At 30.4% G+C, this 11,224-nt stretch carries 9 protein-coding genes; 8 read left to right on the top strand and 1 reads right to left on the bottom strand.

What is annotated here, in order from left to right; all coding sequences use genetic code 11:
* Positions 1 to 243 (bottom strand): plasmid mobilization protein (locus tag HMPREF0072_RS10040; RefSeq protein ID WP_004830156.1); only part of this gene is annotated, 243 nt, incomplete at its 3' end.
* Between the two features lie 732 nt (positions 244 to 975).
* Between HMPREF0072_RS10040 and HMPREF0072_RS10045 the strand changes: the two genes are divergently transcribed.
* From HMPREF0072_RS10045 to HMPREF0072_RS10080, 8 genes are all read left to right on the top strand, one after another.
* Positions 976 to 1,614 (top strand): TetR/AcrR family transcriptional regulator, encoded by a 639-nt coding sequence (locus HMPREF0072_RS10045; RefSeq protein WP_004830157.1) that lies wholly within the window; start codon positions 976 to 978, stop codon positions 1,612 to 1,614.
* 141 nt (positions 1,615 to 1,755) lie between these two features.
* The gene (locus tag HMPREF0072_RS10050; protein ID WP_004830159.1) at positions 1,756 to 2,352 is read left to right on the top strand and encodes an MptD family putative ECF transporter S component; all 597 of its coding nucleotides are present in this window, start codon (positions 1,756 to 1,758) and stop codon (positions 2,350 to 2,352) included.
* Between the two features lie 2 nt (positions 2,353 to 2,354).
* Positions 2,355 to 3,056 carry an energy-coupling factor transporter transmembrane component T family protein gene (locus tag HMPREF0072_RS10055; protein ID WP_004830161.1) on the top strand — a complete coding sequence of 234 codons (702 nt, stop codon included), beginning with the start codon at positions 2,355 to 2,357 and terminating at the stop codon, positions 3,054 to 3,056.
* On the top strand, positions 3,041 to 4,507 hold the full coding sequence (locus HMPREF0072_RS10060) for an ABC transporter ATP-binding protein (RefSeq protein ID WP_004830163.1): 1,467 nt from the start codon (positions 3,041 to 3,043) through the stop codon (positions 4,505 to 4,507). Before HMPREF0072_RS10055 ends, HMPREF0072_RS10060 begins: the two co-directional genes overlap by 16 nt.
* Positions 4,497 to 6,287 (top strand): ABC transporter ATP-binding protein, encoded by a 1,791-nt coding sequence (locus tag HMPREF0072_RS10065; RefSeq protein WP_004830165.1) that lies wholly within the window; start codon positions 4,497 to 4,499, stop codon positions 6,285 to 6,287. Before HMPREF0072_RS10060 ends, HMPREF0072_RS10065 begins: the two co-directional genes overlap by 11 nt.
* Positions 6,280 to 8,025 (top strand): ABC transporter ATP-binding protein, encoded by a 1,746-nt coding sequence (locus HMPREF0072_RS10070; protein WP_004830166.1) that lies wholly within the window; start codon positions 6,280 to 6,282, stop codon positions 8,023 to 8,025. Before HMPREF0072_RS10065 ends, HMPREF0072_RS10070 begins: the two co-directional genes overlap by 8 nt.
* 31 nt (positions 8,026 to 8,056) lie before the next feature.
* Positions 8,057 to 9,400: an MATE family efflux transporter gene (locus HMPREF0072_RS10075; RefSeq protein WP_004830174.1), complete on the top strand. Its 1,344-nt coding sequence runs from the start codon at positions 8,057 to 8,059 to the stop codon at positions 9,398 to 9,400.
* An 810-nt stretch (positions 9,401 to 10,210) separates the two neighbouring features.
* The gene (locus HMPREF0072_RS10080; protein ID WP_248601181.1) at positions 10,211 to 10,615 is read left to right on the top strand and encodes a sigma factor-like helix-turn-helix DNA-binding protein; all 405 of its coding nucleotides are present in this window, start codon (positions 10,211 to 10,213) and stop codon (positions 10,613 to 10,615) included.
* Positions 10,616 to 11,224 lie beyond the last annotated feature (609 nt).

Consider the following 11,224-nt stretch of genomic DNA (forward strand, 5'->3'; position numbering starts at 1 on the left):
CATTGATGTAGTATTTACCCTTTTAGCAATTTGATTTATATTATTTGAAGTACGACTTATATTTGTTGACATTTCACGAAAGACATCCATATCTAATACATAAATATCTTTTTCTAAAATACATTTCATAATAAATTGCCTAAGAGTTTTACACTTAGATGCTTTATATTTTTTATTTAGCAATTCTAACTCCTCATCAGATAACATTAAATAAATTCCGTTATTTCTAAATCTACTTGTCATAATTTGACCTCCTTAATAAATTTATTAATCGAAATAAAAAAGAAAAACCTGTAAATTCAAGTAGGATAACTTGACTTACAGGTTTAATTTATTCTATATATTTCGTCTGGAAATCTCCTGATTTAATTCTTTAGTATTTATATTTTATCACTTTTTGAGATAATATTCAAGTTTGCGTTGGGGCTATTATAAGAGTTTGTGCTGAATTTAATCATTATAAATTTAGGGGTTTGGGGATATTCCCCAACAAGTAAAATGGGAAAAAATAAGCGATATAATAGTAGTATTCTTATTTCATTTTTAGTAAGTGCATATGCACTTACTGTGCTTGCTATTTTTGCTATTTTTGCTATTTTTATATAAAGAACGGAACTGTATTGGAAAATGTGAGAGTAGGAGATTATGAATATGAATTGATAATGAAAGAAAAAAACATATTAAAAAAAACAAGTTTCAATGGAAGTTTCTGATTAATCTTAATAGAGATAAAATTTTACAAAGACAGATAGTATATACATTGGAATGGGAAAATATAGATAATGAATGTATTATTAATGAATTACATAAATTTGGAATTAAAGGGGTTCAGATATCAAATAATTACATTATGGCATATAGGAATTAAATTATTTATATTAAAGGTATAGTACCTACATGTATTAGCATTGAAATTAAAAGCAAGGTGTGTTATAATATAACTAAGTTATATTTGAAAGGAGAATGTAGTGAATAGTGGCTAATGGAGATTATGAGGTAACTCACTCAAAGATATTAGATTGTGGCAAAAAAATTTTCAAAGAAAAAGGATTTGAAAAAGCTAATCTAAGAGCAATATGTAAAGCTGCGGGCGTGACAACAGGTGCTTTTTATGGACATTTTGAAGATAAAGAAGATCTTTTCTGTAAATTGGTTGAACCTCTTATAGACCAAATAAACATATATTATACAATGTATGAAGACAAGAGTTTTGATGTTTATAAGAAAGAAAGCCCAATAAGTAGAGAAGCTATTCAGAATGTTTTGGAATCAAAAGCACAAGGTGCTATTGAAATGGTACTGTATTTCTTTGAACATAAAGATGTGTTTGAACTTTTAATATTCAGTTCTTATGGAACAAAACATAATAACTTTTTAGATAGTATCATTGAGAGAGAAGACAAAAATCATTTTAAAATTCTAAGTATGATTTATGGCGAAAATAATGTCAATGATGTAATAACTAATAGAGGAATACACTTGCTGAATCATGCATATTTTTATGCTTTGTCAGAAGTAGCAGTTCATTCGCAAAATAAAGAAGAAGTAAAATTAAATGCAAGTTTGATTTCACAGTTCTTTAATGAAGGATGGAGAAAAATTCGAGGATTATAAATAAATTTTAGCTAAATATAACTTAGTTATAATTGATTTTTAACTTAAATATAACTTAGTTATATTGGTCGTGGAGATTATGGAGTTAAAAATTAATATCTATGTATTAGACATAAATAAAATTTTAAGGAGGATTAACTTATGAATTTAAAAAGTGTTGTAAAAATAGCTGTTTTTTCAGTTATTGGATTTGTTTTGACAATGGGATTAGGATTTTTGACGGGATCCTTTGGAATGCTCCCAAGTTTATATTTATCGTCAGCCTTGCCAACAATTATTGTAGCACCGGTTTTTGTTATTATGTGTAAACAGGTTCAACAAAGAGGTACAGCATTTTTATATTTTCTATTGATGGGTGTTTTCTATGTTCTCATGGGAATGTGGCCAGTAATCGTTGTTTGTGCTATTGCAGGAATTTTAGCAGAACTTGTAATTGGTAAAAAGGAAAATTATGTGAATAAAAATATGAGGATTGGAACTGCGTTTGGAGCAGGTATGTTCATATATTCCTTACATGCTATGTATTTTATGTTTGTATTTGGTGTAGAAGGACTTGCAAAGCAATTTCCAAAAATGTTTACAAAAGATTATGCAACATTCCTTTATAATTTTTACACTCCTAGAAACATATTGATTTGTCTGTTGATTTCACTTGTAGCTTCAGTCATAGGTGCTTATTTTGGGACATACATTTATAATAAATTTTTTAGCAATAGGAAGAAAAAAAGTGTTTTGTAGAGATGAAAAAAAATAATAAAAACAAACACCAACTATCAGATAAAATCAACCCACTTACTATAGTTGGGTTGATTTTATTGTTTTCAGTTATTTTAACGGTAGGAGAACAATCGCAATACCTATTTTCCCTTATTTTTGTTTTAGGGTTATTATTTTTATTTTCTATCAAAAAAGCATTTAGAACGATATGTTCATTGCTTATAGTATGGGGACTTATTTATTTACTAAAACCTCATTTAGGAAATGTTTTGATTGGCTCTATATATACAATGCTACTTGTAGTGTTGAAGTTTGCTCCACTTTTCATATTGGGAAGAGTTCTGTCATCATATAGCTCCTCGCATCTAATTGCTGCATTTAGAAAAATTGGAGTTGATGGTGGAATAGGTATAGGAATCACAGTATTTTTTCGTTTTATTCCAGAAATCTCTATTAGGATGAAGGAAATAAACAACGGCATGAAAATTAGAGGATTTAAAGCAAGTATTTTCAAACCAATTAGAACATTTGAGTTATATTTTGTTCCTCTTATGTATAAGTGCATAGACATAAGCGACACCTTAACTTGTTCAATTATATCAAAAGGAATTGAATACGATGGGAAAAAAACAAGTTTTCATGAGGTGAAAATTACTTTTATTGATATCGCAATGATAGTCGGAGGGATGATTTTGTTGGGGGCGAGTTTATGGAAAAAATTTTAGAGGCAGAAATCAAATCTTTTCATTATGGAGAAGATTTGATATTAAAAAATTTAAAAATGTCCGTAAACAAAGGCGAAATTGTAGTCTTAACGGGTCTTTCCGGATGCGGAAAAACGACACTTTTAAGATTACTAAACGGGCTTATTCCATCCTTTTATGATGGTGATTTGGACGGAGAAATCAAGATTTTAGGGAAAGATATAACGGCATATAAAAAGGGAGAGTTAGCTAAATATATTGGCAATGTATTTCAAAATCCTAAAGATCAATTTTTTTGTGATGTTGTTGAAGATGAAATTGCTTTAGTGGGTGAAAATTTGGGCTTAGACAGGGATACATTAAAAGAAAAGGTTGAAGAAGCAATGGACTTATTAGGAATAAGCCATATCAGCAAAAAATCCATTTTTGAATTATCAGGAGGAGAAAAGCAAAAAGTAGCTATAGCTGGAACTCTTATCTATGATACAGATATTATTTTTTTTGATGAGCCATCAAGTAGCCTCGATTACGATAGTATAAAACACTTCAGTGAAATACTTCTCAGATTGAAAGCGATGGGGAAGACAATAATTATAGCGGAACATAGACTCTATTATTTAAAAGAGATTTTTAACAGGTTGATTTATATAAAAGATGGTACAATATGTGGTATTTTTCCGAATGGGAGTCTTAGTAATGATAAATGTAAGGAACTTGAGTTAAGAACACTTAATGAAAGAGAATTGGTATCAGAAATAGAACCGATTGTAGCTGAAAGCTACATAAAACTAAATAACGCTTGTATCCATCAAGGGAAAAGAACCTTGATAAAAAATTTAACTTTTGAGCTTGGGAAAAGCGAAATAATGGGAGTTATTGGTCCTAATGGTATTGGGAAAAGTACTTTAGCAAAAGCATTATGCGGATTATCTGAAAAATATTTAGATGTAAACTATGGGCATAAACAAAAGGAAAGGCTCAGAAACTCATACTGTGTATTACAGGATGTAGATGCTCAGATTTTTTTAGACACAGTAGAAAATGAACTGATATTTTGCAAAGATAAAAATTCAGAAAGTGATTTAGAAGAAATCCGTAACTACTTAAAAGATACAGATTTGTGGAATAAGAAAACCAATCACCCACAGAAATTATCAGGGGGACAAAAACAACGATTGGCAATTATCACTTCATTTTTATCAGGTCGTAAGCTAATAATTTTGGATGAACCAACATCAGGGCTTGATTATAAAAGTATGAAAATCATGTCCGAATTAATGAAAGAAAAAGCAAAGGAGATTCCAATTATAATAATTACTCATGACTTAGAGCTGTTATTTAAAACCTGTCATTCCGTCTTAATGCTCGGTGATAAGGATTATAAAAAAATATCTGTAAAAGGAAATGAAGAGTTGATCATGGATTTTATGGATAAAAAAATTTTATGGAAGGAGATAAACTATGTTAAATAAGGTTTTCGAATATGCTGGTACGCATAAAAAATCAATTCACTTAGCAAGTTTTATTATGCTTATTAGTGTAATTATGGGTGTGTTACCCTTTCTATTTGTATATAAAATCATCAATCCACTTGTTTTAGGTAAACAATTGGAATTTGAAAGAATTGTTTTTTTATTGATAAGCATTTTAGTTTGTTTAGTATTACAAGCTGTCTTAGGTGGAGTAGGTCTTAATGTCTCACATAAAGCAGCATACAACACGTTACTTGGACTTCGAACATCTTTACAGAAAAAAATGGAAGCTCTTCCATTGGGTGTTGTTGAAGAAAAAGGGACGGGTACAATCAAAAAAATGTTCGTGGATGATATTGGTAGTTTAGAAGTGCTTTTAGCTCATTCGCTTCCTGAAGGAATAGCTAATTTAATTGTACCTATTATGGTTTATGTTTCAATGTTTTTTATTGACTGGAGATTAGCTTTAATGTCATTAGCTTCTATTCCGATTAGCGTTCTCGCAATGATGATTATGTACTCTGTAGGTATGAAACAAATGGGTCCATATTATATGGCAAGTGGAAAAATGAATAATACCATTATTGAGTATGTAAACGGTATGGAAGTTGTAAAAGTATTTAATAAGCAAACAGAGTCTTATGAACGCCTTTCTAAAGATATCAGTAATTACAGAGATTATGCACTTGCTTGGTATAAGACGGCATGGCCATGGATGGCGTTATACAGTGCCTTACTTCCATGCACAATTATTTTAACATTGCCGCTTGGTGGCTACTTTGTATATATGGGCTATGCAAGCCTTTCTAACTTAATATTAATATTATGCCTTTCTTTAAGTATAGGCTTACCACTACTGAAAGCTCTCGGATTTTTACCAACTATGCCGCAGTTAAATTATAAAATTTCTGCTTTAGAACAAGCCTTAAATATGGCTCCTTTAAAACAGGGAGAAAATGATTTTAAGGGAACAGGACAGACTATTTTATTTGACAATGTTACCTTTGGCTATCAGTTAAGAAAAATGGGAGAAAATGGGCAGCCTGAAACCTATATTAAGAATGTTATTCATAATGTTAGTTTTACGGCAAGAGCCGGCGAAAAGACAGCGATTGTTGGCGAATCCGGTTCAGGAAAAAGTACTTTGGCTAAACTTTTAATTCATTATTATGATGTTTTAGATGGAAGCATAAGTATTGGTGGACAAGACATACAGGATATAAGATTGGAATCACTCAACAAACAAATTTCTTATGTAGCACAAGACCAATATCTGTTTAATACCTCGCTTTTAGAAAATATTCGCATTGGTAATTTAGATGCCAGTGATGATGATGTTATAGAAGCAGCTAAAAAAGCCCAGTGCATGGAGTTCTTAAATAGACTTCCGAATGGCATTTATTCTTTAGCTGGAGAAGCAGGAAAGATGCTTTCAGGTGGAGAAAGGCAAAGAATATCATTAGCAAGAGCCATTTTGAAGAATGCTCCGATTGTTGTGCTTGATGAGGCAACAGCTTACGCAGATCCGGAAAATGAAGAAAAAATGGAAGCGGCTATTCGTGAACTTGTAAAAGACAAAACCTTAATTGTTATTGCACATAAGTTGCCGTCTATTGTAGATGCAGATCAGATATTGGTTATGGATCATGGTCGTTTAGTTGCGAATGGAAAGCATAAAGATTTATTAGAATCTTCGGTAGAATATCGCAAATTATGGGATGCGACACTATTTAGTAAAGATTGGAAAATCAGCAGAAAGAAAGGTGAAATGAATGTTTAGACTAATTTCAAGAATTTTAAATTTATCAGGTAAATACAAAAACAGAATAAAGTCCGCATTTATATTTGCCTTTGTTGAATCTATATTAAGTAAAATGCCTATATTTATTGCATTTACCGTTTTGATTGGATTTTATGAAAAAACGAATACCCCCAAAACTTTTCTATATGTCGGAGTAGGACTTGTTTTAGTGGTTTTATTACAAGCTGTGGTTCACTTCTTAAGCGATAAATTACAAAGTGCAGCTGGCTTTATGATTTTTGCTGATAAAAGAATGGAGCTTGGGAATCATCTTAGAAAGCTTCCAATGGGATATTTTACAGCAGGTAATTTAGGAAAAATAAATTCTGTTTTAAGTTCGGACATGGCTTTTATTGAAGAAGTTTCCATGAGTACGATTGCAAATATGATGAGCTATGTATTATCAACGCTTGTACTAACAATATTCATGTTTGTTTTAGATTACAGAATTGGACTGATTGCGATGTGTGTAACACTGGTTGCAACACTGCTTGCAAATAGCATGAACAAAATGTCTTTATCTGAATCGGTTATTAGACAAGAACAAAGTGAAAAACTAACAGATGCAGTTTTGTCATTTGCTGAGGGGATCAGTGTTATTAAAAGTTACAACCTTTTAGGTGAAAATTCTAAATCTCTTACAGATAATTTTATATCCTCAAAGGAGACATCTATAAAATTTGAAAATAAAATAACACCATGGACAACCGGTTTAAATATTATTTATGGGATTGGAATTACATTTATTTTGGCAGTGGCTTTATATCTTAATAGTAAAGGAACTTTGGGACTTCCATATATGTTGGGGCTTATTTTGTTTGTGTTTGACTTATTTAGCCCTTTAAAAACACTTTATGGTGAAGCTACAAGGCTTACTGTAATGAACGCTGCTTTAGATCGCATTGAAGAAGTGTTAAATGAAACCGAACTGCAAGATGTGGGCAAAAAACAAATTTCAAATTCTGATAACTCAGAACCTGAAATTTGTTTTAATCATGTTAAATTTTCTTATGGTGAAAAAGAGGTCTTGCATGATATGAGTTTCAAAATGAATAAGAATACAATGACGGCTTTAGTTGGGCAGTCCGGTGGAGGGAAATCCACAGTGGCAAATCTTTTGGCAAGATTCTGGGATGTAGACTCTGGAGAAATTTTGATTAGAGGTGTGAATATAAAGGATGTTTCACTGTCTGAATTGATGTCAGAAATCAGTATGGTTTTCCAGAGAGTTTATTTATTCCAAGATACAATTTTTAATAATATTGCTATGGGAAAAGAAAATGCAACTAAGGAAGAAGTTATAGAAGCAGCCAAAAAAGCAAGATGTTATGATTTTATTATGGCACTTCCTGATGGATTTGACACAATGATCGGAGAGGGAGGTGCAACTCTATCTGGTGGTGAAAAACAAAGAATTTCTATTGCTCGCTGTATATTAAAAAATGCTCCTATTGTAATTCTTGACGAAGCAACAGCAAGTGTTGATGTGGATAATGAAAGCTATATACAGGAAGCAATCAGTGAATTGGTAAAGAATAAAACATTATTAGTTATCGCTCATAGATTAAATACTATTAGAGATGCCGATAATATTATTGTAATCAAGGAAGGCAATATTGTAGAACAAGGAACCCATAATGAACTAATTTCTTTAAATGGGATTTATAAAAATATGGTAGAGCTGCAAAATAAAAATAATGGCGTAAAAATACTGTGAGAAAATATTTATTATAAATGGAGGTAAGTACGTGAAACAGGATATGAAAGAACAACTTCTTACAAAAAGTCCATTATCTTTAATGTTTCAACTATCAATTCCGGCCGTAATCGGAATGATAGTTATAGGATTATATCCATTAATGGATGGAATTTTTGCAGGAAATATTATAGGACAAAGTGCAATGACCGCTTGTGGAGTTGCACTTCCACTTACATTTCTTAACAGTGGTACATCAACTTTACTTGGAGTGGGAAGTGCATCAATTTTATCTAGATCTCTTGGAAAAGGTGATAGAGAAACCGTAGATAAGATTATGGGAAATTTGATTTATTTTGTAATTTTATTTTCCGTAATAATTACAGTTGGAGGAATAATTTTAGCTCCACATTTTCTAGACTTAGTAGGTGCAAGTGGAGAGATTAAAGAACTTGGAGTTAGGTACTTAAGGGTAATATTTTTAGGCTCTATTTTTGTAAACTTCACACAATCAGCTAATATGGTTATGCGTGGCGAAGGTCTTATGAAAAGAGCCATGGGAATTATGGCAATGGGAGCCTTTATAAATATTATTCTTGATCCAATACTTATGAAAGCTATGGGAGAATATGCCATAGAAGGGGCTGCCATTGCAACCGTAGTTGCTCAAATTATTCAAGCTATTGTAACTTTATATTACTTTAAAAATAAAAGTGAAAATGTAAAAATAGGAAAAATTAGAAAGTATAAAGAAGTTTATAAAGAAATGTTTGGTGTAGGAGTTTCTGCAATGATTATGCAAGTTTTCTTTATGATTCAACAGACACTTTTATATAAACAAGCCTTTTTATACGGAGGAGAGACAAACGGCATATTAATGGCAGCAACTCTAAGAATTTATGCCTTTTCATTCATTCCACTTTGGGGAATGAGCCAAGGACTTCAACCGGTCGTTGGAACAAATTTTGGTGCTAAAAAATTTGATAGGGTAAGAGAAACTATGAAAGTATTTTCAATAGGCGGACTAGTTCTTGCTGCAATATTTTGGATACCTGTACAAATATTTACAAGAGAAATTCTATCAGGATTTAATGTAAGTGAAGAAATAATATCACAAGGATTGAATAATCTTAGATTATTTTACTCAGTATTTATTTTATACGGAGTAATGGTTATGACCATAACATTTTTCCAAGCTATTGGTGATGGCAAAAAGGCAGGAAAGATTGTAATGCTAAGACAACTTATTTTATTTGTTCCAGCTATGTTAATACTTCCTAAAATTTTTGGTAGTAGTGCAGTTTGGTGGGCAGAGCCGGCAGTTGATTTATTGATGATTATAGTTGGATTAATAATGCAAGGAAAAGCTCTTTCAAAAATGGTAAAAGGCAACTAAATAACATTTTAAAAAATAATATATTTAGACTTTGAAAGGAGAGATTTTCATTGTGAATGAAAATTCAAAAAGATAAAGATTATCCGTCAATCAAAAAAATTACAAATACAAAAAAATTGGGAAAAAAGTATTTATTTCCAAAAGGTTTAATAAGTCAACAATGATATATAAGCGGGAATAAGTACAGGATGCTTATATAGTTATTATAAAAGAAAAGAGGATATTTTATATGATTTAATTTCTGAAAAATTTAATTTTGTGAAATTCATAGAATTTGTATTAAAGGATGTAGACAGTATTATTAATACAAATATTATAGAAATATTAATAGATAAAATATTCAGTTGTGAAGAATTCAGATCTATATATGCTATTTTTTAGTTGAATCTAAGGATGATAAAAAATTTAAGAATTTGAAAGAACAAATAAAACTCAGATTTATAAATTATTTTAATAATAATTTAGATAATCACACAAGCATGGAAGCTGATAAATTTCATGACAAGCTTTAGTTATTAATACTTTCAATAAAATATTTAGATACTAAAAAAGATAATTATGCTCATATCAATATTTAGAAAGATATATGTGTAATGGAGGTAGATACTTTAATGATAAAAAATCTATATAAGGAAATAATAAGTTTATCTACCTATTTAAACATCATATTTATTTTTATTTTTTAGATTTAATAAAAAACTGCATTTAGTTTTTAAACTATTATTTTTTAGAGGACGCGGCATGTCTAAATGTCGCAGTCCTCCTTTTTTTATTTTCAAAAAAGAATTTGAAAAAGAAAAGGAGGACAAGATGTCTAAAGAAAAATATATTTATGTGGATGGAAAGAAAATATATGTAAGCGATGAAATTTATAGAGAATATAAGAAACTAAAGAATCGTGAAGAGTATCTATCAAGACTAGATAGAAAGTATAGAGATCTTTATTTTACAAGCGAAAATGATGCTATAGAAAATATAGTAGATAAAAGTGTAAATGTAGAAAAGATAATTGAGACTAAGCTTAGAATAGGGGATCTATATAAGGCACTTGATAACTTAAATGAGGAAGAAAGAAAGATAATCGATGCTTTATATTTTGAAGAAAAAACAATCCGAGATCTAGCAAAAGAAAAAGATGTATCTTCCAAAAAAATTTTCACATCAAGAAATAAAATATTACAAAAACTAAAAAAACTACTCGATGTAGAAGGTTAGGGAATTACTAAGGATCTTCTTGTTTTATGGGAAATTAAAAAATACTTCAAAAAAAATGGAAACAAGAGGCATAAAAATTAAGGTTTATATATAGAGGGACTTTTAAAACCTCGTTATATATAGATTTGAACCTTGACAACTGAATAGACCAAGACAGGACATTAACCATTTGTGGAGCTTTATAATTTCTTCGCCATGACTTTTCTGCTGATAAGAGTTTCGGTTTAAATAAATACTCTAGTTAAAAGAAGGATAAAAGAAAACGAGCGATAAAAAGAAATTATATATTCAGCCTAGGAAACTGATGCATTGAAGCAAATGGGGATAATGATACTTCTACAGTTGTTGCCGGCTCATCTTGAAAAGGGGCGGTGGTGAAATTCCAATGTCGTGACCTACACGCCTGTTAATGTCAAAAAACTTAAAGAAATTGAAGATAAGGAGAAGATATTATGTGTGATGAACATAATATAAATACAGAAATGAAAACAGATAAAAAAGATAAACAGATGATAAATCAAATTGATGGTTGGAATATAGAAGTTAAATTTAATGAAAATGGATTTAGTTTAGAAAATTTAGTAGAGGAATACATCAAAGAAAAAATTT

Origin of the sequence: Anaerococcus lactolyticus ATCC 51172, assembly GCF_000156575.1 — a bacterium.
GTDB classification, from domain to species: Bacteria; Bacillota; Clostridia; order Tissierellales; family Peptoniphilaceae; genus Anaerococcus; species Anaerococcus lactolyticus.